This is a genomic window from Nocardia heshunensis (assembly GCF_054782115.1).
This window is the reverse complement of the sequence record NZ_BAAGTC010000004.1, coordinates 1108176-1127961: the sequence shown is the minus strand read 5'-3', so window position 1 is coordinate 1127961 and position 19786 is coordinate 1108176. Positions and strand designations below refer to the sequence as shown.

Genomic DNA, 19786 nt, shown 5'->3' with positions numbered 1-19786 from the left:
CTTCCTAGAACATTTCGAGGCCGTCGGCGAGGGCCCAGCCCCGGCCCTTGCCACCGTCACTAGAACCTGTTCTACTCGATCTCGTGACTCTGGGGAACACCGAAGTACTGTCCGCACCGCTGCGGATGCAATTCGACTACACCCGCTCCACCGGTCCGATCATCGGTCGCTTCCTCACGGAACTGCGATCCGGCAAGGTCGTCGGGGTGCGGGGTTCCGATGGGCGCGTGATCGTGCCGCCCGCGGAATTCGATCCGAAGACCAGCGAACCGCTCTCGGAGTTCGTCGAGGTCTCCGACGTGGGCACGGTGCAGACCTGGTCCTGGGTGGCCGAGCCGCTACCGGGTCAGCCCTTCGACCGGCCCTTCGCCTTCGCGCTCATCAAGCTGGACGGCGCGGACACCGCCATCCTGCACGCCGTCGATGTGGCCTCGCCCGAGGACATCTCGACCGGCCTGCGGGTGCGGGCGCGCTGGGCCGCTGAGCGCACCGGCCGCATCCAGGACATCGCCGCGTTCGAGCCCGGCGAAACCTCCAATGCGCCCACCGATCCCGCGTCGGATGCCGAACCCATCACCGGCATCGTGACCCCGGTCGACTTCTCCATCAAGCACACCGCCGCCCCGCAGGAAGCCGTCTTCCTGAAGGGACTCATGGAGGGCAAGCTGCTGGGCGCCCGCGCCCAAATGGACGGCAAGGTGTACTTCCCGCCCCGCGGCGCCGACCCGCGTGACGGCTCGCCGACCGATGACTTCGTCGAGGTGTCCGACAGCGGCATCGTCACCACCTTCTGCATCGTGAACGTGCCGTTCATGGGTCAGTCGATCAAGCCGCCGTACGTCGCCGCCTACATCCTGTTGGACGGCACCGACATTCCGTTCCTGCACCTGGTGCTCGGCATCGAGGCGAGCGAAGTCCGGATGGGCATGAAGGTGAAGGCCGTGTGGAAGCCGCGCGAGGAGTGGGGTCTTTCCATCGGAAACATCGACCACTTCCGGCCCACCGGCGAACCGGACGCCGACTACGACTCTTTCGCGCACCACCTGTAGAGAGGCGCTGAAATACCTTGAGTAACACAGCAACCGACATCGCGGTCGTTGGGTTCGCCCATGCGCCGCACGTGCCGGAGACCTTCGGCACCACCAATGGCGTCGAAATGCTCGCGCCGTGCTTCCAGGAGCTGAAGTCCACGCTCGGCATCGGTGTTTCCGATATCGGCTTCTGGTGCTCCGGTTCCTCGGATTACCTTGCCGGACGCGCCTTCTCGTTCATCTCGGCGATCGACTCCATCGGTGCGGTGCCGCCGATCAACGAGTCGCACGTGGAGATGGACGCGGCCTGGGCGCTGTACGAAGCATGGGTGAAAATCCGCTCCGGACAAGCGGATACGGCGCTGGTGTACGGCTTCGGCAAGTCATCGGCCGGAACCCTGCGCCAGATCCTGAGCCTGCAGACCGACCCGTACCTGGTCGCGCCGCTGTGGCCGGATTCGGTGTCCATGGCCGGACTGCAGGCCCGCGCGGGCCTGGACGCGGGCCTGTGGACGGAGGCCGACATGGCCGCCGTGGCCGCCCGCAGCAATGGCATCGACGTCGAAAAGCTTTTGGCCGAAGCCAAAGTCGCGGATCCGTTCCGCGCCCATGACATCGCGCCGATCACCGACGGCGCGGCCGCCATCGTGCTGGCCCGCGGCGATCGCGCCCGCGAACTGTGCGAGCGTCCGGCCTGGCTGACCGGCATGGCCCACTACATCGACACCCCCGTCCTGGGTGCCCGCGACCTCACCGTCTCCGAGTCCGCCAAGCGCGCGGCCGACGCCGTCACCGGCGGCGACGCGAGCGGCTTCGACGTCGCCGAACTGCACGCGCAGTTCAGCCACGAGGAACTGATCCTGAAGCAGGCCATCGGCCTGAACGGGAACACCCGCATCAACCCGTCCGGCGGACCGCTCTCTGGCAATCCGATGTTCGCGGCCGGACTCGAGCGCATCGGCTTCGCCGCCACCGAAATCTTCAACGGCACCGCGAATCGTGCACTGGCCCACGCCAGTTCGGGTCCCGCGCTGCAGCAGAACCTGGTCGCCACTCTGGAGGCACGATGACCTTGCCAGCCGCTGTCCTGGGTACCGGACAGACTCATCACGTGACCAAACGGTCGGATGTCTCGATGGCCGGAATGGTCCGAGAAGCCATCGACCGTGCGCTCACGGACTCCGGCCTGACCATGGCCGATATCGACGCGGTCGTGGTCGGCAAGGCCCCTGACTTCTTCGAGGGCTCCATGATGCCGGAGCTGTTCCTCGCGGATGCGTTGGGCGCCACCGGAAAACCGCTGCTCCGCGTGCATACGGCCGGTTCGGTCGGCGGCTCCACCGCCGTCGTCGCCGCCAACCAGGTGCAGGCGGGCGTGCACGGCAAGGTGCTGGCCCTCGCATGGGAGAAGCAGTCGGAGTCCAACGCCATGTGGGCGTTGTCGAACCCGGTGCCGTTCACCAAGCCGGTGGGCGCGGGCGCGGGCGGCTACTTCGCCCCGCATGTGCGCTCCTACATTCACCGCTCCAACGCCCCGCTGCACGTGGGCGCGATGGTGGCGGTGAAGGATCGCCGCAATGGCGCGCGCAACCCGTTCGCGCACCTGCACCAGCCCGACATCACGGTGGAATCGGTGATGGCGTCCCAAATGCTGTGGGACCCTATTCGTTTCGACGAGACCTGCCCGTCCTCGGACGGCGCGTGCGCCATCGTGATCGGCGACGAGGCGTCGGCCAAGGCGGTCGAGGCGCAGGGCAAGAAGGTGGCCTGGGTGCACGGCACCGCAATGCGCACCGAGCCGCTGGCCTACGCCGGGCGCGACCAGGTCAGTCCGCAGGCCGGAAGGCAAGCCGCGCAGGCGCTCTGGAAGCAGGCCGGAATCGTCGACCCGCTCGAGGAGATCGACGCGGCCGAGATCTACGTCCCCTTCTCGTGGTTCGAGCCGATGTGGCTGGAGAACCTCGGATTCGTTCCGGAGAACGAGGGCTGGAAGCTCACCGAGGCCGGCGAGACCGCCATCGGCGGAAAGCTGCCGGTCAACCCGTCGGGCGGCGTGCTGTCCTCCAACCCGATCGGCGCATCCGGCATGATCCGCTTCGCCGAGGCCGCCAAGCAGGTCATGGGTCGCGCGGGCGACTACCAGGTGGAGAATGCCCGCAAGGCACTCGGACACGCGTACGGCGGTGGCTCCCAGTACTTCTCGATGTGGGTCGTCGGGAGCGAGCAGCCGTGACCACCACCGTCGAACATCCGGCCCGGGTGGCGGGCGCGGCCTCCCAGGCCGCGGTCCGCGCCAAGGACAAGGACGCCTGGGTGGCCCTGTTCGCCGTCGACGGGATCGTGGAGGACCCGGTCGGGCCCTCCTTCTTCGATCCCGAGGGCGTGGGGCACCGCGGCGCGGAAGCCATTGCGGCGTTCTGGGACAAGGCGATTGCCCAGACCGACTCCATCGAATTCCTCTTCGACGACTCGTTCGCGTGTGGCAGCGAGGTGGTCTTCACCGGCCGCATCCGCACCACCATGAACGGCCACATCATCGACGCGGAAGGCGTTTTCACCTACAAGGTGGACGCCGACGGGAAGATCCTGGCCCTGCGTGCGTTCTGGGAGACCGAGCGCGCGATGGCGACGATGAAGAAGATCTAGAGCGAAAAGCGAAGCGGGCGACTGGATTATCCAGTCGCCCGCTTCTTCTTTGTCTCCGCCCTGATAGGTGAGAGGGGTGCAGGGCGGATCAAATCAACGGCGGCTCAGTGCTTTACCGGGCAGCCGCCGGTGTAGTCCACCTGGAATTCCTTGATGCCATTGAGCCAACCCGACTGCAGGCGACGGGGATCTCCCAGCTTGGTGATGTCGGGCATGTGGTCCGCGATGGCATTGAAGATGATGTCGATCTCGAGCCGGGCCAGGTTCGCGCCGATGCAGAAGTGCGCGCCGGTGCCGCCGAAGGACAGGTGCGGGTTCGGATCACGCAGGATATCGAAGGTGAACGGATCCTCGAACACCTCCTCGTCGAAGTTGGCCGAGCGGTAGGACAGCACCACCCGCTGCCCCTTCTTGATCTGCACGCCACCGACTTCCACGTCCTCGAGCGCGGTGCGCTGGAAGGAGCTGACGGGGGTGGCCCAGCGGATGATCTCGTCCGCGGTGGTCTTGGGGCGTTCCTTCTTGTAGAGCTCCCACTGCTCGGGGTTCTCCATGAAGGCGATCATGCCGTGCGTGGTGGCATTACGCGTGGTCTCGTTGCCCGCGACGGCCAGCATCATGACGAAGAACCCGAATTCCTCGGGCAGCAGCGCCTCGCCGTCCATATCGGCCTCGATGAGCTGGGTGACGATATCGTCGGCCGGGCAGGCCCGGCGGGCCTCGGCCATTTGATACGAGTAGCCCAGGATCTCGGTGGAGGCGATGACCGGGTCGGCATCGCTGTCCGGATCGTCGTAGCTGGTCATGTCGTTGGACCACTTGAACAGCTTCATGCGGTCTTCCTGCGGCACCCCGATCAGCTCGGCGATGGCCTGCAGCGGCAGTTCGGCCGCGACCTGCTCGACGAAGTCGCCGGTGCCGGATTCGGCGGCGGCCTTCACGATGGCCTCGGCGCGCGCGGTCAATTCGGCCCGCAGGCCGTTGATCACGCGCGGGGTGAAGCCCTTGGAGATGATCTTGCGGAGCTTGGTGTGCTCGGGCGCGTCCTTGTTCAGCAGGACGAAACGCTGCAGATCGATCTGTTCGCGGGTGATGTCGTCCTGGAACCGCGGGATGGCAGTGTTCTCGTACGTGGAGAACACGTCGTCGCGGCGCGAGACGGTCTTGACGTCCGCGTGCTTGGACAGCACCCAGAAGCCATCGTCGGTGAAGCCGCCACGTTCGGGCGACTTGGGGTTCCACCAGATCGGAGCCGTGCGGCGCAGTTCGGCGAGTTCCTCGACCGGTACCCGTTGCGCCCACATCTCCGGGTCGGTGACATCGAATCCATCCGGCACACCGGGCCGGGCTGCAGCGTCCACCACCAGCAGTCTCCTTTGACCAACTGAAACACGTTCTACCGATATTCAAGCACAGGAGGTAAAACAAGAGAAGGGACTGGGTAATAACCCGGAACAGATCTACGTTACTGGTTGTGAACTCGTTGCAGTTCTAATCCGGAAGGACAGACATGGGTACACCCGTCATCGTCGAGGCCGCACGTACGCCCATCGGCAAGCGCAACGGCTGGCTGGCCGGCCTGCACGCCGCCGAACTGCTGGGCGCGGCCCAGAAGGGCGTGCTCGAGCGCGCGGAGCTGGACCCGGCCCTGGTCGAGCAGGTCGTCGGCGGCTGCGTCATGCAGGTCGGTGAGCAGAGCAACAATGTCACCCGCACCGCGTGGCTGCACGCGGGCCTGCCCTGGCAGACCGGCGCGGTCACCATCGACAACCAGTGCGGTTCGGCGCAGCAGGCCGCGGGCATGGTGGCCGGGCTCATCTCCGTCGGCGCGATCGAGGTCGGGCTGTCCTGCGGCATCGAGTCCATGAGCCATGTTCCGTTGGGCGCCAACGTCGGAACGCACGCGGGCCCGCGCAAGCCGGCCACCTGGAACATCGATATGCCCAACCAGTTCGAGGGCGCGGAGCGAATCGCCAAGCGGCGCGGCATCACCCGCGACGATGTCGACGCGCTGGGCGAGCGCTCACAGCGGCTGGCCGCGCAGGCGTGGGAGGAGGGCCGCTTCGATCGCGAGATCCTGACGATCAAGGGCGCCCCGCAGGTCGACAAGGAGGGCAACCTCACCGGCGAGTTCGCCGACATCAGCCGCGATCAAGGCTTGCGCGCCACCACCCGCGAGAGCCTGGCGAAGCTGAAGCCGGTGGTGGAGGGCGGAATTCACACCGCGGGCACCGCCTCGCAGATCTCCGACGGTGCGGCCGCGGTGCTGCTGATGGACGAAAAGGCCGCGCAGCGTGAGGGATTGCGTCCGCGCGCCCGCATCATCACGCAGTGTCTGGTCGGTGGTGAACCCGAATTCCAGCTCGACGGTCCGGTTCAGGCGTGTGAGCGACTGCTGGAGCGTTCCGGCATGAGCATCTCGGATATCGACTTGTTCGAGATCAATGAGGCTTTCGCGTCCGTGGTGCTGTCGTGGGCCTCGGTGCACAAGCCCGATTTCGATCGCGTGAACGTTAATGGCGGTGCGATCGCACTCGGCCACCCGGTCGGCAGCACCGGATCCCGCTTGATCACAACGGCTTTGCACGAGCTGGAGCGTTCGGACAAGAACATCGCCATGGTCCTGATGTGCTGCGGCGGCGCTCTCGCGACGGGGACGATCATCGAACGGATCTAGTCCCTCAATGATTTTCGGCCAGGTTGAACGTTCATCCGAGCTGTCGTGAAACGTGGCGTACGCCACACAAACTCCGGTACAGACAAGAAGATGAGACGTCAGCTATCTTAGGGCTACCCGAGGCCCGTCCGGGAAGACCCTCGCGACGGGCCAGAACCGGGGCTCTTAAGCCCTTGGCAAGAACCGTGGGGTTGGCCCGCAAACGCCCAAGCCACAGTGGGTGAACCGGATCACCGCCTAGAAGCTTCAAGGAAATCACGAATCAGGCGTAGGTTTTCAGTTACTGAGCCGCTAATATCAATGATACGTATCCGAGATAACGACTGTTAGTACAGCGAAGGGAATTGGGCGGCTCACAATGGCTGATTTCGCGGCGCGGCTGAACAAGCTGTTCGAAACCGTGCATCCCCCGGGGCGTAAGCCGCACACGAACGCAGAGGTGGCGGCTGCCTTGACGGCATCCGGCCATCCGATCTCGAAACCGTATCTGTCGCAGTTGCGGTCGGGACAGCGCACGAACCCGTCGGATGAGACGGTGGCAGCACTGGCAAAGTTCTTCAAGGTCAAGCCGGACTACTTCTTCAACGACATCTACGCAGCGAAGATCGATCATGATCTCGAGCTGCTGTCCCAGCTGCAGGGCTATGGACTCCGTCGTCTGTCGAGTCGGGCGTTCGACCTGTCCGAAGAATCTCAGAACCTCCTCACCTCTATGGCGGAGAAGTTGCGGGCAAGTGAAGGACTGCCCGAAATTCCTCCGGACGGTACGGAATAGGCCCTGCCACAGAGCAACACAGTGCGGCTAACTCGGAGGCCGCACTGTGTTGGTTTGTTACAGGGCTTACCCCGGACTCGACATAGGGCGGGCACGGGCGCTGCTTGCAGGGCAGCGCCGGTGTCCCGCCGGACCATTCGGTCCGAGTGAAGGATGTTGCACCGGTCTCAGCATGCTGAGGCCATGTGGCGTAGACCCCTGCGCTGGTGCATTATGCACAAACTTGGCATAACGCCGTCCGGGTGTTCCCGGTCGGTCGAGTGAGTTGTTTTGTGCACTATGTCGTTTTGTGCACTGTGAGTGTTTCGCCCCAATGCACCAGACAAGCAAGTCCCGTACCGCCACAACGGCTGGGTTCGATGAGACGAAAACCTCGGATACGAAGTCTCATCGTGAAGACCCACCGGAATGCCACGCCCTTGGCAATCAGCGCGGTGCGGGACTTGCGCATTTGCGACAAGATCGCAATTGCGTCAGTGATCTTCGCACGTGCGTCAGTGATCTTCGCGTGATCAACTTCCAACCCACCGCACAGCGCGTTCGGAGGCGTTGCACAGAGTAATGCGCAACTCTCCGAAACGGTAATGGATTAGTAAATTACTAGCGCGGCGTGGACCCCTGAATCGTCGAGGGCGCACCCGCCGCGGCCGCGTCGTAGGCGCGGGCGATGGCCTGCACCCAGCCGCGCGGACTGACACCCGCCGGCGGTGAGATCCAGCGGCCGTCGATCACCACCTCGCCGAACGGATTCCGCGCCCAATCCGCCACCCGTTGCGCGCGCTCGGCCACCGAAGTCGGCGGCGCGCCCGCCGCGGCCAGCTCCATGCCGCCGCCGGACTGCAGGTAGAGGGCGTCCATGATCTGGGCGACCTGGTCGGAAGCCTTGAGCTGGGTACCCGATCCGGTCTGATCGTGGGCCGCCACCTCGGGGAACCGGGCGATCAGTACGCGATGCAAGGTCCGAATCTGCTTGAGCAGCGCGCGCGCTCGCCACCAGAGCTCGATCACGATCCACACCGCACCGATCGCGATCAGCATGGCGGCGAGCTGCCACATCGGCCAGAACCAGCCCTCGTCACCGGGTTTCGGCATCGGTTCGTCGCGCACCTCGCGGCGAATCGACAAGGCCGCCAATGCTCCGACCCCCGCGGTACCCGTGGTGTAGAGCGCGATGCCGCGGCCCAGGGTGGTCCAATCCAGGTTGCGCACACCGGTGATCACGATGAACACGCACTCCAGCAGCACGATCACCCAACCGAAGGTGATGGACCAGGCCAGCGTCAGAATCATGGCGATCGCGCCGCCCGCGTAGATCATCATGCCGATCTGCCGCAGATTCCGGCGCGACACCACCGGCCAAGCCGCGGCCGCGACCACCGAAGTGGCGGTGGCGAACATGATCCACGCCGCGGTCACCACCCGGTCGCCGAGCCACTGACCGTGCACGCCGCCGGGGGCCAGATGATCAACGGCCAAACCGATTTCCGGCACTCCGATCGTGACGGCGAGCGCCACTGCCGCCACCGCGAGCACGATCGCCACGCGCGCTGTCGTCGCAGGTTTCACCAGCACGCGTCCGACGCGTGCACCCGAGGCCATCCAGACCAGCATGGCCACCAACCAGAAGGTCATCCCAGTGCCTCATCGAATCGAAGGACCGAGACGCCCGCGCCTCGACTGTTGAACACGCGCAACCGGGTCATGAGCATGCTCGCGAAGGTCTCCGCCTCCCACTCGCACTGCTCGTCGTCACCCAGATCGACGGCCTTCTGATGCGCGCGCTGGCTCAGCATGTAGGCGATGAGATCGTCGCTGGCCTCCAGCACCACCTCGGTCGCCGCCTCGCCCGGATGGTCGAAGACGATGTGGCCGAGCTCGTGCGCGAGGGTGTGCTCGCGGCTGGGCAGCGCCTGTGCGAGCACGATCACGTCCCGATCCGGATAGCTGCGGCGCTGACCGCAGACGCCGGGACCCAGTTGGGCACTGGCGATCTCGATGGGCCGCCGCCGCTCGGCGGAGATGGCCAGCACCACCTCGTCCAGATCGGTGGCGTCGAAATCGGCCGCCACCGCGCACACCGCGTCCACCGCGGCGGCCACCCGGCGGTAGGACCCGATGCTATGAGCCTTGCTCTCGGTCATCGCGGTCCCCTCACAGCCTCGGTCCGAAGAACGCCGCACGGGCGGCATCGACGCGCCCCTGGGCCGCGGACGCACTCTGGAAACTGACCGCGCCCGAACCGGTTCCGACCAAGGCCATGGCGATCAGGCCGCCGATCACCGACAGCACCTTGATCGGTGGCAGCGGGGTGTTGTTCGAGGTCGGCTTCACATCCGGATTCGGTTGCGCCAGTACGGGAGCGGGCGCCGGGGCCGGTGGTGGCGGCGGGGGTGGCGGTGCGGGTGCGGCTTCCGGCGCGGGCAGCGCAGCCGGTGCGACCAGCGCGGGCAGCGCCGGCACGGCGGGCGGCTGCGGAATCTCCAGCGGCACCGGCGGAACCACGACGGGCGGCGCCGGCAGCGGAATCAGCAGCAGCAAGAGCGGGGAGGCGCAGACGGCGGCGGAACCCAGCCCCGCCGAGCCCAGGGCCGCGGAACCGATTGCGGCGGAACCGAGATCGGCCGAACCGGCAGCGGAACCCGTCCCGGCCGAACCGACACCCGACCCGGTGCCCGCGGAACCCACCGCCGACCCGACGCCGGCCGAACCCGCTCCCGTGGAGCCGCCGAGCGCGGAACCCAGACCGGCGGAACCGATTCCGGCGGAACCGACGGCCGCCGAACCCGTGCACAGTCCGGCCAATCCGGCGGAACCGACGGCGGCGGAGCCCACCGCGGCCGAACCCGTTGCGGCCGAACCTGTTCCGAGCAGGAGACCCAACAGAGCGGAGCCGGTGCCGACGCCGGCGGAGCCCACGCCCGCCGAACCCAGGCCCAGCACCGAGCCGGTACCCAGCCCGGCGGAACCGACAGCGGCGGAACCCGTTCCGAGCGCGGCCGAACCGGTCGCCCCCAGGGCCGAGCCGGTGCCGACGGCGGCGGAGCCCAAACCCGCACCGGCGGAACCGGTTACCGCGGAGCCGGTACCCAGCGCGGCCGAACCGGTGCCTCCGACGGCAGAGCCGAGGCCCGCGGAACCGACTCCGGCCGAGCCGACTCCGGCGGAACCGACAGCGGCAGAGCCCGATCCGAGGGCGAGCAGCATGGACAACAGATCTTGTGGCCCGGCCACCGGGGCGGCGGCCTGGGCGTCGATGGGTTGCGGAGTAGAAACCGGCTGGCCGGGATCCTGTCCGGCGGGCACGGGATCGAGCGGGATGCCGCCCGGCTGCGCCTCGGCAGCCGCGGGCCCGAGCAGCGCCGAACCGGCGACAGCCGCGATCACTGCCACCAGGCGCATTGCACGATCGACGATCATGCGACAGCCATCCCCTCATCGATACCGCGCGCACTTGGCTTTGTCTCCGCGCCTACAGGCACGGAATCTCGATCCGCACCAGGCAGATCGAGACGGGGGTCGAGCTCACTGCCGCCCCGATTGCCGGACCTTTGCGGAACGCGGACATCGTAACGGCCACCACGATGTTTCGCACAAGTCCCGAACGCATTAGGGGTGCCCACAAACCGTACGCCTGCGCAACCCCCTACGTACTCAATATCCCCAAGCACCCCAGCAACATTGGCCCAACCAGGCAATACACCCAACCTCACAGCCACCCTCGCCCGACTGTGAGCTCCAACACTGTTGCATCACACCGAAAAATCGGACCAAACGGTCAGCAATCTTTCGCCCTTTGCTGAAAACACGATCGGGTTCGAGCCACGAAGGACTACGTGCCGTAGACCGGCAGGCTTCCGGTGTCCAGCGAGAACCCGAACGGCGCGGGCAGCGGCACATCGCCCCCATAGATCCCGTCCAGGCAACCGTGATACTCGCCGTCCCTGGGATGGATGAACAACGTCCAGCATCCGTGCGCAGGTGACCTGGACGCGTGGCGGAATTCTTTTGTGAATCAGTCGGCAGACGGCTGAAATGAGCGAAGCCGCCCCCGGGCGAGAGGTTCCGGGGGCGGCTCGGTGCGCCGCGAGGGCGCGCTTGGATCCGGCTGTGTGCGGATCCGGGGTGCGCGGTCGGGCTGTGGTGGCCGCGCACGTTTCGGGAGCGTCAGGCCGTGGTGGTGACGCGGTAGGTGTTGAGGCTGTCGATGCGGTCGACGGCCTCGGTGATGATGCGGTCGATCAGGTCGGCCACGGTGGGGAGATCGTCAATGATTCCGGCGACCTGGCCCGAGGCGAGGACGCCCGCGTGGGTATTGCCTTCCACCAGACCGGCTTTCAGCAGCATCGGGGTGTTGGCGGCCATGATGACCTGGGACCAGGTGAGGTCCTTGTGTTTGCGCATGGCCAGGCCATCCTTGACGATGGTCGACCACTTCATGCCGGTCATGGCCTTGAACTTGAAGGCATTCGACATTGCGGCGGTCAGGCCGCGCACGCCGCTGGAATGCTCCAGCTTGTCGACCAGTTCGGTGTTCAGCACGCGGTGCGGCATGCCGTCGACCTTCTTGGAGACGACGGTGTCCATGAGCCCGCGCTTGAGGTACTCCTGCTTCACCGAATCCGGCACCGCCGAGTCCTGGGTGAGCAGGAAGCGGGTGCCCATGGCGACACCGGCCGCGCCGTAGGACAGCGCGGCGGCCAGGCCGCGGCCGTCGAAGAAGCCGCCACCGGCGACCACCGGGATGTCGACGGCGTCGAGCACCGACGGGAGCAGCAGAGTCGTTGCGACGGAACCGGTGTGGCCACCGCCCTCACCGCCCTGCACGATCACCGCGTCCGCGCCCCAGGAAGCAACCTTCACCGCGTGCTTGGCCGCGCCGATGGACGGCACGACCACCACGCCGTTGTCCTTGAGCCGCGCGATGAGCTCCTTCTTGGGAGCCAGCGCGAAGGACGCCACCTTCACGCCCTCGCGGATCATGAGCTCGCAGCGCTCGGCGGCATCCGAGCCATCGGCGCGGATGTTGACGCCGAAAGGCTTGTCGGTCTTCGCCTTGGTCTTGGCGATGGCCTGCTCGAGCTCCTCGAAGGTCATCGTGGCCGAGGCCAGAATGCCGAGGCCGCCCGCGTTGGCGGTGGCCGCGACCAGACCCGGACCGGCGACCCAGCCCATGCCGGTCTGCACGATCGGGTGCTCGATGCCGACCAGTTCGGTCAGCGGCGTCTTCAAACGCTGAGCGGTCATGCTGTCACTTCCTTCTCGCGGAAACCCTTGGGGTCCAGCACGGTCCGGATGATGGTGAGCTCTTCCTCGGTCGGCAGCCGGGTTTCGCCCGCCTCCGCCAGCCCGGCGATCTCGAAGGAGGTGTTCTCCGCGACCTCGTCCGCGCTCACGCCCGGGTGCAGCGACAGCGCGCGCAGGGTGTGCTCGGGACCGTTGAAGTCGAACACGCCCAGGTTCGACACCACCCGGTGCAGGTGGTGGAACCGGTAGGCCGGGTTCTCGGAATCGATCTTGTCGTAACCGATTCCGGAGACGATATCGACCTGGTCCACGAACACCCGCTTGTTGTGCTTGGGCACGAAGTAGCTGGTGGCGTGGTTGATGGTGTTGCCCGGCGCGCCGCGCACACCGAACATCTGCCGGGTCGGCTGCTGCAGCGGACCGAACGCGGAGAGGTTCTGGTTGCCGAAGCGGTCGATCTGGTTGGCGCCCATAACCACATGGCGGCGACCCGAATTCACCACGTCGAAGACCTTCGAGAACGGAATCCAGCCCTCGATGGGGGCCTTGCCGCCGATCGGCGGAACCTCGGCGAAGAACAGCGCCTCACCGTCGGACAGCAGCAGGTCCGGCTCGAAGGTGAGTCGCGCCAGCCGCGCGCCGATGGTGGTGACGGTGGACATGGGCGAGGCCATGATCTCGCCCGCGCCCCGGAAGATTTCCGCAGCGGCGACGACGCAGATCTCGGCCCGAGTGACCGTGGTGGTGTCAGTCATTACTTCTGCTCCTCGGCGAAAGCCTTGACGGCGGCCTGGTATTCGTCCTCCGAGACATCCAGGAAGCGAGCCTTGAACTCGGCCCACGACTCGGGCGTCTTGGCGGCCTCGACGTAGTGGCGCTGGAACTTCTCGTCGCGGCCGTAGCTGCCGGAGAAGGTGTGGTGCGCGCCGCCGGGGGCCTCGACCACCCCGTCGACCATCATGCGGTTGAGGATGAGGGCCTGCGTCGGAACGGCTTTCACCAGTTCGTCGGTCTCGACCAGGCGATCCACCGACAGGTAGCGCTTCTCGGCCGCGAGGGCGTAGAGGTCGTCCATGTACGGGTCGACGCCGGTGTAGGCGGCATTGCCGTGCTTGTCGCCCAGGTCCAGGTGCACGAACGCGGCATCCAGGTTCAAAGCGGGCATGGCGACCAGGGTCTCGGTCTTGCCGTCGGTCAGGTAAGGCGACTGAACAGTCTTGAGCTCGCCCTCCCAGAAATCGATGACGGCAGAACCCAATCCGGCGCGAATCGGCAGGAACGGCAGCCGGGCCGCCGCGGCCTGCAGACCGCACTTGACCATGCCCTCGTCCATCTCGCGCACGGTGATCTCGCCGCCGGTGCGCGCCTTGGCGAACCACGGATCGTAGAAGGGCGCGGAATCCAGCGACACGAAGCCGTAGTACGCCTTCTTCACTTTGCCCGCCGAGCACAGCAGACCCAGGTCCGCGCCACCATAGGTGACGACGGTCAGATCCTTGATGTCCGAGCGCAGGATCGCGCGCACGAAGGCCATCGGCTTGCGCCGCGAACCCCAACCGCCGATGCCGATGGTCATTCCGCTGCGGAGCTCACCGACGACCTCGTCGAGGCTCATTCGCTTGTCGCGCATGGCTTTACTTCCCCTTCTTCTGCGCGGCCAGGTCATCGTCGAAGCGCGCCCGGATCTCGTCGGCCACGCCCGCGAGGTTGAGCTCCATGGTGAAGCCCTGCTCGAAGCGGTAGGAGCGGTGCACGTCCTGCACGTCGATGCCGTTGAGCGCCTTCTTGGCGGCGCGGATGACGCGGCCGTCCTTGTTGGCGATGTTCTTGGCGACTTCCATGGCGGCGGCGTCGAGTTCGGCCCGCGGCACGACCTTGAAGACCGAGCCGTAGTGGTGCAGCTGCTGCGCGGTGAGGGTGCCCGCGGTGTAGAACATGGTCCGCATCAGGTGCTGGGGGACCAGGCGAGCCAGGTGGGTGGCCGCACCGAGCGCGCCGCGGTCGACCTCGGGGAGGCCGAAGGTCGCGTCGTCGGAAGCCACGATGACATCGGAGTTGCCGACGAGGCCGATGCCGCCGCCCAGGCAGAAGCCGTTCACGGCGGTGACGACCGGGACCTCACAGTCGTAGACCGCGGCGAAGGCGGCGAAGCAGCCGTGGTTGGCGCGGATCAGTGCGGTGTGGCCGGTGTCGGCGTTCATCTCCTTGATGTCCACGCCCGCGTTGAAGCCGCGGCCCTCGGCACGCAGCACCACGACCCGGGTCTCCGGGTTCTTCCCGGCCTGGGTGATGGCGTCGGCCAGGGCGAACCAGCCGTCGGAAGGCAGTGCGTTGACCGGGGGGTAGTCGACAGTGACGACTTCCACGCCCTCGGTTTCGGTGTGACGGTTGATCCCCATCGCGAGTCCCATCGTTGGCAAAACAAGCAAGTGCTTGGTAGGTTAGCACGGTGGGAATCGAAGTAAACCTGTCCGGCTCGGTCGTCTTGGTCACCGGCGGCGTCCGCGGCGTCGGGGCCGGCATCAGCCGGGTCTTCCTGGACGCCGGTGCGACCGTGGTCGCCTGTGCCCGACGGCCCGGCGACACCCCCGTCGAGAGCAATGGACGCGGGATCGACTTCCTGCCGTGCGATGTGCGCGATGTGGATTCGGTGCGCGGGCTGATCGATCAGATCGTCGCGAAGTACGGGCGGCTCGACACCGTGGTGAACAACGCCGGTGGCGCGCCCTTCGCCCTGGCTGCCGACGCCAGCGCCAACTTCCACGCGAAGATCGTGCAGTTGAATCTGCTCGCGCCACTGTTGGTTTCGCAGATCGCCAACGAGGTGATGCAGAAGCAGGAGACCGGTGGGTCGATCGTGATGATCTCCAGCGTCTCCGGGCATCGGCCGTCCCCGGGCACCGCGGCCTATGGTGCCGCCAAAGCCGGTGTGGACAGCCTGGTCTCGTCGCTCGCCGTCGAGTGGGCTCCCAAGGTTCGGATGAACTCCGTGATCTGCGGCCTGGTCAACACCGAGTCCTCGCACCTGCACTACGGCGACGAGGACGGCATCGCGGCGGTCAGCCGCACGGTTCCCATGGGGCGCATGGCTACCCCCGAGGACATCGGCCGCACCGCCGCGTTCCTGGCTTCGCCGTTGGCCGCCTATGTCACCGGCAGTCAGCTGCTCGTCCACGGCGGCGGCGAGAAGCCCGCCTTCCTCGAAGCATCCACCGCAGACGTCCCCGCCGTCTCCGGCCACTAGAAACGAAGAGGTAATCGATATGACGGACAACAAGATCTGCGACGGCCGCGTCGTCATCGTGACCGGAGCGGGTCGCGGCATCGGCCGCGCGCACGCCCTCGCCTTCGCCGCCGCCGGTGCCAAGGTCGTGGTCAACGACATCGGCGCCGAGCTCGACGGCGCGCCCAGCCCGGATTCCCCGGCCGCGCAGGTCGTCGAGGAGATCAAGGCCCTCGGCAGCGACGCGGTCGTGAACGGTGACGACATCTCCGACTGGGAGGGTGCGCGCCGTCTGATCCAGACCGCCGTCGATACCTTCGGCCGCCTGGACGTGCTCGTCAACAATGCGGGCATCGTGCGCGACCGCATGCTGGTCAACCTCGGCGAGGACGAGTGGGACGCGGTCATCAAGGTGCACCTCAAGGGCCACTTCGCCCCCATGCGGCACGCCGCCGAGTACTGGCGCAACGAGGCCAAGGCCGGTCGCACCCCCGAGGCCCGCATTATCAACACCAGCTCGGGCGCGGGCCTGCTCGGCTCGGTCGGCCAGGGCAACTACTCCGCCGCCAAGTCCGGCATCGCGGGCCTGACGCTGACCGCCTCGGCCGAATTCGCGCGCTACGGCATCACCGTGAACGCCATCGCCCCGGCCGCGCGCACCCGCATGACCGAGACCGTCTTCGCCGACATGATGGCCGCCCCCGAGGACGGCTTCGACGCCATGGCCCCGGAAAACGTGTCCCCGCTGGTGGTCTGGCTGGGCAGCACCGATTCCGCCGGTGTCACCGGCCGCATGTTCGAGGTCGAGGGCGGCAAGGTCACCGTCGCCGACGGCTGGCGGCACGGCGTCTCCACCGACCGCGGCGCCCGCTGGGAGCCCGCCGAACTCGGCCCGGTCGTGCGCGACCTGCTCTCCAAGGCCACCACCCCGGAGCCGGTCTACGGCGCGTAAGCCCGACCGCTCGAACCGCTTTCACCGCCGGTGCCCCACCTCGGGGCACCGGCGGTCGCCGTCTCGGCTACTTCTTGCGGATGCCCGTGACCAGGGCGAAGACGGTGTCCAGGACCGGGGTGGGGGTGAGAGAGGTCGCGATCACCTGGATCTTTCCGGCCAGACCGGGGATGTAGCGGGCGTGGGGGCGCTTTGCGGTGAGGGACTTTTCGACTTCCTTGACCACCGATTCGACCGGGGCGGCGATCTTGGGGACCTGTTGGGACATTTTGCGGAGGCCCGCGAGGTGGGTGCTGTAGAGGTCGCGTTGGGCGTCGGTGAGGTGGGCGGTGGTGGTGTCGACCATGTCGGTGGCGCCGAACCAGAGGTCGGTGGCGATGGGGCCCGGCTCGATCAACGAGGTGTGGATTCCCCAGGGGCGCAGTTCTACTCGGAGGGCGTCTACCAGGCCCTCGAGGGCGAACTTGGAGGAGTTGTAGGCGCCCGTGCCCGGGGTGGAGATGCGGCCGCTCAGGGAGGAGATGAAGATGGCGCGGCCCTTGGTGGTGCGCAGGCGCGGGAGGACGGCTTGGGTGACCGCTAGGGCGCCGAAGACGTTGACCTCGAACTGGTTTCGGAGGGTGTCGAGGTCGAGGAGTTCGACGGGGCCGTCGGCGACGATGCCCGCGTTGTTGACCACGGCGGTGAGGTCGGCGGGGAGTACCTCGTCGAGGGCCGCGATGTGGTCGGGATTGGTGACATCGAGCAGGACCGGGGTGATGCGGGGGTTCCCGGCCGCCAGCTCCTCGCCGTCGGACAGCTTCCGCACGCCGGCGTAGACCTGCCAGCCCTGCTGGGCCATACGCAGGCAGATGGCCTGTCCGATGCCGCGCGCCGCGCCGGTAACCAACACAGAGTTCATGGTGGTCAGCCTAATTCGGGCGAGCCGGGCGTGGCAGGCCGTAATGGGATGCCGATACCGCCCGGGGGTGCCACCATGTGGCGATGGGGAATGTCCTATTTGCCGGAGACCTGCACGGGAACACCGCGCACGCACTCACCGTGGTGCGTACCGCGGTGCGTGAAGGGTGCTCCCGGGTATTCGTGGTGGGGGACTTCGGGGCGTGGGAGCACATGGCCTCGGGGCGGCGGTATTTCGACGTGATCGGCAAGGCCGCCAAGCGGGCCGGGGTGATCGTGTACTTCCTCGACGGGAACCACGACAAGAGCTCGCTGCTGCACGAGCTATACGGCGACAACCTCGATGACGAGGGATTCCTGGTGTGCCGCAAGCATCTGCGGTACGCGCCGCGGGGGCATCGCTGGAGCTGGGAGGGCACCACGTTCGCGGCGTTCGGCGGGGCACGGTCCACCGACAAGGGCTGGCGGCTGGCGCGAGAGGCGAAGAAGGCCGAACTGGTCGCGCAGCGGCGGCGCTACGGCTCGACCAAGATCCCGGAAACCGCGGGCACGCTGTGGTTCCCGGAGGAGGAGATGACCGACGACGAGCTGACCGCGCTGCTGGACGCGGACAGCTCACCGGTCGACGTCCTGCTCACCCACGACAAACCGCGCGCCTCGCAACCGAAGTGGAATCGCAAGGACAAACCGGAGTGCTATCCCAACCAGGACCGCATCCAACGGGTGGTGGAGGCCCTGCATCCCAGCGTCCTGTTCCACGGCCACCTGCACGTCCGCTACACCGACACCATCGCCGCCGGTGACGGCCACTGGACCCGGGTCGAGGGCCTGTCCTGCGACCCGGAAGCCTCCCAGTACCTGGAGTATTCGAACGAACACTCCTGGTACGTCCTGCAACTGCCGTATGCGCAGCAACAGGTGGACGACGCCGACGAGACCGAACCCAGTTCGCTACCTGCTTGATTCGTCGTAGGAGGAGGTGCCCTCGTCCAGCAGCGGCTCCTCCGTCTTGAAATGCGCGGGGGCGAACAAGCGCAGCACGTGATAGCCGGTGATCACGACCAGCGTGCCCAGCGCGATGCCGCTGAGGGTGAAGGTGTCGGTGAACTTCATGCTCACATTGCCGATGCCGATGATCAGGCCCGCGGCGGCGGGCACCAGGTTCAGCGGATTGCGCAGATCGACCTTCGCATTGGTCCAGATCTGCGCGCCCAGCAGGCCGATCATGCCGTAGAGGATGACGGTGATGCCGCCCAGCACGCCACCGGGAATGGCCGCCACGATCGCACCGAACTTCGGGCACAGGCCGAACAGCAACGCGAAAAAGGCGGCGGCCCAATACGCGGCGGTCGAGTACACGCGGGTGGCCGCCATGACGCCGATGTTCTCGGAGTAGGTGGTGTTGGGCGGGCCGCCGACCGCGGTGGACAGCATGGAGGCCGCGCCGTCCGCGGCGATGGCCGTGCCCAGCTTGGCGTCCAGATTGCCGCCGGTCATCTCGCCGACCGCCTTCACGTGCCCGGCGTTCTCCGCGACCAGCGCGATCACCACGGGCAGCGCCACCAGCACCGCCGACCATTGGAACGCCGGCGCGTGGAAGGTGGGCAGGCCGATCCAGTCCGCCTTGGCCACCCCCGACAGATCCAGTCGCCAATGATCGACGACCTTGCCGCTGCCGTCGGCCGAATGGATCTTGCCGAACACCCGGTCCAGCACCCACGAGAATCCGTAGCCGAACACCAGACCCAGGAAAATCGCGATGCGCGAGAAGAATCCGCGCAATCCGACCACGGCCAGACCGGTGAACAGCATGACCAGCAGGGCCGTCCACTGATCCTGCGGCCAGTAGGTGGCGGCCGTGACGGGGGCCAGATTGAACCCGATCAGCATGACCACCGCGCCGGTCACCACCGGCGGCATGGCGGCGTGAATGATGCGCGCCCCGAACCGCTGCACCGCCAGACCGATCAGAAACAGTGCCGCACCGACCACCAGACAGGCGCCGGTAACCGTCGCGCTACTTCCGCCCTGGGCCCGGATCACCGCGGCCACACCCACGAAGGACAGGGAACAGCCGAGGTAGCTGGGCACCTGACCACGGGTGGACAACAGGAAGATCGCCGTGGCCACGCCCGACATCATGATGGCGAGATTGGGGTCCAGGCCCATCAATACCGGTGCCACGAAGCTCGCCCCGAACATGGCGACGACGTGCTGCGCACCGAGTCCGAAGGTACGTGGCCACGACAGCCGCTCATCCGGTCGCACCACCGCCCCGGGTGCGGGCGTGCGCCCGTCCCCGTGCACCGTCCAGCGGACACCCAACACCATCAACCGC

The 19786-nt window shown here is 66.9% G+C and carries 20 protein-coding genes; 9 read left to right on the top strand and 11 right to left on the bottom strand.

Annotation, left to right across the window (positions count from 1 at the left end):
- The first annotated feature begins 125 nt into the window (after nucleotides 1–125).
- From ACYVN4_RS17850 to ACYVN4_RS17835, 4 genes are read left to right on the top strand one after another with little or no spacing between them, the layout of a single operon-like run.
- The gene (locus tag ACYVN4_RS17850) at nucleotides 126–1049 is read left to right on the top strand and encodes a Zn-ribbon domain-containing OB-fold protein (RefSeq protein ID WP_460722742.1); all 924 of its coding nucleotides are present in this window, start codon (nucleotides 126–128) and stop codon (nucleotides 1047–1049) included.
- Between the two features lie 17 nt (nucleotides 1050–1066).
- A complete protein-coding gene (locus ACYVN4_RS17845; RefSeq protein WP_460722371.1) occupies nucleotides 1067–2101 on the top strand; it encodes a thiolase domain-containing protein in 1035 nt (344 codons plus the stop codon).
- The gene (locus tag ACYVN4_RS17840) at nucleotides 2098–3264 is read left to right on the top strand and encodes a thiolase domain-containing protein (RefSeq protein WP_460722369.1); all 1167 of its coding nucleotides are present in this window, start codon (nucleotides 2098–2100) and stop codon (nucleotides 3262–3264) included. The genes ACYVN4_RS17845 and ACYVN4_RS17840 overlap by 4 nt, the downstream gene beginning before the upstream one ends.
- Nucleotides 3261–3677: a nuclear transport factor 2 family protein gene (locus ACYVN4_RS17835; protein ID WP_460722367.1), complete on the top strand. Its 417-nt coding sequence runs from the start codon at nucleotides 3261–3263 to the stop codon at nucleotides 3675–3677. Before ACYVN4_RS17840 ends, ACYVN4_RS17835 begins: the two co-directional genes overlap by 4 nt.
- 104 nt (nucleotides 3678–3781) lie before the next feature.
- Here the strand turns inward: ACYVN4_RS17835 and ACYVN4_RS17830 are convergent, their stop codons facing one another.
- A complete protein-coding gene (locus ACYVN4_RS17830) occupies nucleotides 3782–4981 on the bottom strand; it encodes a cytochrome P450 (protein WP_460722740.1) in 1200 nt (399 codons plus the stop codon).
- A gap of 206 nt (nucleotides 4982–5187) precedes the next feature.
- On the opposite strand from ACYVN4_RS17830, the gene ACYVN4_RS17825 reads away from it, so the two are divergent.
- Nucleotides 5188–6354 carry a steroid 3-ketoacyl-CoA thiolase gene (locus ACYVN4_RS17825; RefSeq protein WP_460722365.1) on the top strand — a complete coding sequence of 389 codons (1167 nt, stop codon included), beginning with the start codon at nucleotides 5188–5190 and terminating at the stop codon, nucleotides 6352–6354.
- Between the two features lie 358 nt (nucleotides 6355–6712).
- Nucleotides 6713–7129 carry a helix-turn-helix domain-containing protein gene (locus ACYVN4_RS17820; RefSeq protein ID WP_011207048.1) on the top strand — a complete coding sequence of 139 codons (417 nt, stop codon included), beginning with the start codon at nucleotides 6713–6715 and terminating at the stop codon, nucleotides 7127–7129.
- Nucleotides 7130–7729: 600 nt separating this feature from the next.
- Here ACYVN4_RS17820 and ACYVN4_RS17815 read toward each other — a convergent pair.
- The 8 genes from ACYVN4_RS17815 to ACYVN4_RS17780 all read right to left on the bottom strand — a co-directional run bounded on the left by ACYVN4_RS17815 (nucleotide 7730) and on the right by ACYVN4_RS17780 (nucleotide 14772).
- Nucleotides 7730–8761, bottom strand: a complete 1032-nt coding sequence (locus ACYVN4_RS17815; RefSeq protein ID WP_460722363.1) for a hypothetical protein — start codon at nucleotides 8759–8761, stop codon at nucleotides 7730–7732.
- A complete protein-coding gene (locus ACYVN4_RS17810; protein ID WP_379354452.1) occupies nucleotides 8758–9270 on the bottom strand; it encodes an ImmA/IrrE family metallo-endopeptidase in 513 nt (170 codons plus the stop codon). Before ACYVN4_RS17810 ends, ACYVN4_RS17815 begins: the two co-directional genes overlap by 4 nt.
- Before the next feature lie 10 nt (nucleotides 9271–9280).
- The gene (locus tag ACYVN4_RS17805; protein ID WP_460722361.1) at nucleotides 9281–10546 is read right to left on the bottom strand and encodes a hypothetical protein; all 1266 of its coding nucleotides are present in this window, start codon (nucleotides 10544–10546) and stop codon (nucleotides 9281–9283) included.
- 412 nt (nucleotides 10547–10958) lie between these two features.
- Nucleotides 10959–11087 carry a hypothetical protein gene (locus tag ACYVN4_RS17800; protein WP_460722359.1) on the bottom strand — a complete coding sequence of 43 codons (129 nt, stop codon included), beginning with the start codon at nucleotides 11085–11087 and terminating at the stop codon, nucleotides 10959–10961.
- Between the two features lie 206 nt (nucleotides 11088–11293).
- On the bottom strand, nucleotides 11294–12373 hold the full coding sequence (locus ACYVN4_RS17795; RefSeq protein WP_460722357.1) for an NAD(P)H-dependent flavin oxidoreductase: 1080 nt from the start codon (nucleotides 12371–12373) through the stop codon (nucleotides 11294–11296).
- The gene (locus ACYVN4_RS17790; protein ID WP_460722355.1) at nucleotides 12370–13128 is read right to left on the bottom strand and encodes a CoA-transferase subunit beta; all 759 of its coding nucleotides are present in this window, start codon (nucleotides 13126–13128) and stop codon (nucleotides 12370–12372) included. Before ACYVN4_RS17790 ends, ACYVN4_RS17795 begins: the two co-directional genes overlap by 4 nt.
- Nucleotides 13128–14003 carry a CoA transferase subunit A gene (locus ACYVN4_RS17785; RefSeq protein WP_460722353.1) on the bottom strand — a complete coding sequence of 292 codons (876 nt, stop codon included), beginning with the start codon at nucleotides 14001–14003 and terminating at the stop codon, nucleotides 13128–13130. Before ACYVN4_RS17785 ends, ACYVN4_RS17790 begins: the two co-directional genes overlap by 1 nt.
- 4 nt (nucleotides 14004–14007) lie before the next feature.
- Nucleotides 14008–14772, bottom strand: a complete 765-nt coding sequence (locus tag ACYVN4_RS17780) for an enoyl-CoA hydratase family protein (RefSeq protein WP_379354457.1) — start codon at nucleotides 14770–14772, stop codon at nucleotides 14008–14010.
- A 50-nt stretch (nucleotides 14773–14822) separates the two neighbouring features.
- Between ACYVN4_RS17780 and ACYVN4_RS17775 the strand changes: the two genes are divergently transcribed.
- Both ACYVN4_RS17775 and ACYVN4_RS17770 read left to right on the top strand, forming a co-directional pair.
- Nucleotides 14823–15617, top strand: a complete 795-nt coding sequence (locus tag ACYVN4_RS17775) for an SDR family oxidoreductase (protein ID WP_460722350.1) — start codon at nucleotides 14823–14825, stop codon at nucleotides 15615–15617.
- Nucleotides 15618–15636: 19 nt separating this feature from the next.
- A complete protein-coding gene (locus ACYVN4_RS17770) occupies nucleotides 15637–16548 on the top strand; it encodes an SDR family oxidoreductase (protein ID WP_379354455.1) in 912 nt (303 codons plus the stop codon).
- A 67-nt stretch (nucleotides 16549–16615) separates the two neighbouring features.
- Here the strand turns inward: ACYVN4_RS17770 and ACYVN4_RS17765 are convergent, their stop codons facing one another.
- Complete coding sequence (locus ACYVN4_RS17765) at nucleotides 16616–17449, bottom strand: SDR family oxidoreductase (RefSeq protein WP_460722348.1); 834 nt, start codon at nucleotides 17447–17449, stop codon at nucleotides 16616–16618.
- Between the two features lie 83 nt (nucleotides 17450–17532).
- On the opposite strand from ACYVN4_RS17765, the gene ACYVN4_RS17760 reads away from it, so the two are divergent.
- On the top strand, nucleotides 17533–18411 hold the full coding sequence (locus ACYVN4_RS17760) for a metallophosphoesterase family protein (protein ID WP_460722346.1): 879 nt from the start codon (nucleotides 17533–17535) through the stop codon (nucleotides 18409–18411).
- Here the strand turns inward: ACYVN4_RS17760 and ACYVN4_RS17755 are convergent.
- Nucleotides 18400–19779, bottom strand: coding sequence for a uracil-xanthine permease family protein (locus tag ACYVN4_RS17755; RefSeq protein WP_460722344.1), 1380 nt, complete (start codon nucleotides 19777–19779; stop codon nucleotides 18400–18402). The genes ACYVN4_RS17760 and ACYVN4_RS17755 overlap by 12 nt on opposite strands.
- Nucleotides 19780–19786 lie beyond the last annotated feature (7 nt).

Bases quoted from the DNA above. Each gene is read 5' to 3' on its own strand.
- ACYVN4_RS17850 (WP_460722742.1), top strand. From the start codon at position 126: ATGCAATTCGACTACACCCGCTCCACCGGTCCGATCATCGGTCGCTTC.
- ACYVN4_RS17840 (WP_460722369.1), top strand. From the start codon at position 2,098: ATGACCTTGCCAGCCGCTGTCCTGGGTACCGGACAGACTCATCACGTG.
- ACYVN4_RS17830 (WP_460722740.1), bottom strand. From the start codon at position 4,981: ATGTGGGCGCAACGGGTACCGGTCGAGGAACTCGCCGAACTGCGCCGC.
- ACYVN4_RS17825 (WP_460722365.1), top strand. From the start codon at position 5,188: ATGGGTACACCCGTCATCGTCGAGGCCGCACGTACGCCCATCGGCAAG.
- ACYVN4_RS17820 (WP_011207048.1), top strand. From the start codon at position 6,713: ATGGCTGATTTCGCGGCGCGGCTGAACAAGCTGTTCGAAACCGTGCAT.
- ACYVN4_RS17815 (WP_460722363.1), bottom strand. From the start codon at position 8,761: ATGACCTTCTGGTTGGTGGCCATGCTGGTCTGGATGGCCTCGGGTGCA.
- ACYVN4_RS17810 (WP_379354452.1), bottom strand. From the start codon at position 9,270: ATGACCGAGAGCAAGGCTCATAGCATCGGGTCCTACCGCCGGGTGGCC.
- ACYVN4_RS17805 (WP_460722361.1), bottom strand. From the start codon at position 10,546: ATGATCGTCGATCGTGCAATGCGCCTGGTGGCAGTGATCGCGGCTGTC.
- ACYVN4_RS17795 (WP_460722357.1), bottom strand. From the start codon at position 12,373: ATGACCGCTCAGCGTTTGAAGACGCCGCTGACCGAACTGGTCGGCATC.
- ACYVN4_RS17790 (WP_460722355.1), bottom strand. From the start codon at position 13,128: ATGACTGACACCACCACGGTCACTCGGGCCGAGATCTGCGTCGTCGCC.
- ACYVN4_RS17785 (WP_460722353.1), bottom strand. From the start codon at position 14,003: ATGCGCGACAAGCGAATGAGCCTCGACGAGGTCGTCGGTGAGCTCCGC.
- ACYVN4_RS17780 (WP_379354457.1), bottom strand. From the start codon at position 14,772: ATGGGGATCAACCGTCACACCGAAACCGAGGGCGTGGAAGTCGTCACT.
- ACYVN4_RS17770 (WP_379354455.1), top strand. From the start codon at position 15,637: ATGACGGACAACAAGATCTGCGACGGCCGCGTCGTCATCGTGACCGGA.
- ACYVN4_RS17765 (WP_460722348.1), bottom strand. From the start codon at position 17,449: ATGAACTCTGTGTTGGTTACCGGCGCGGCGCGCGGCATCGGACAGGCC.
- ACYVN4_RS17760 (WP_460722346.1), top strand. From the start codon at position 17,533: ATGGGGAATGTCCTATTTGCCGGAGACCTGCACGGGAACACCGCGCAC.
- ACYVN4_RS17755 (WP_460722344.1), bottom strand. From the start codon at position 19,779: ATGGTGTTGGGTGTCCGCTGGACGGTGCACGGGGACGGGCGCACGCCC.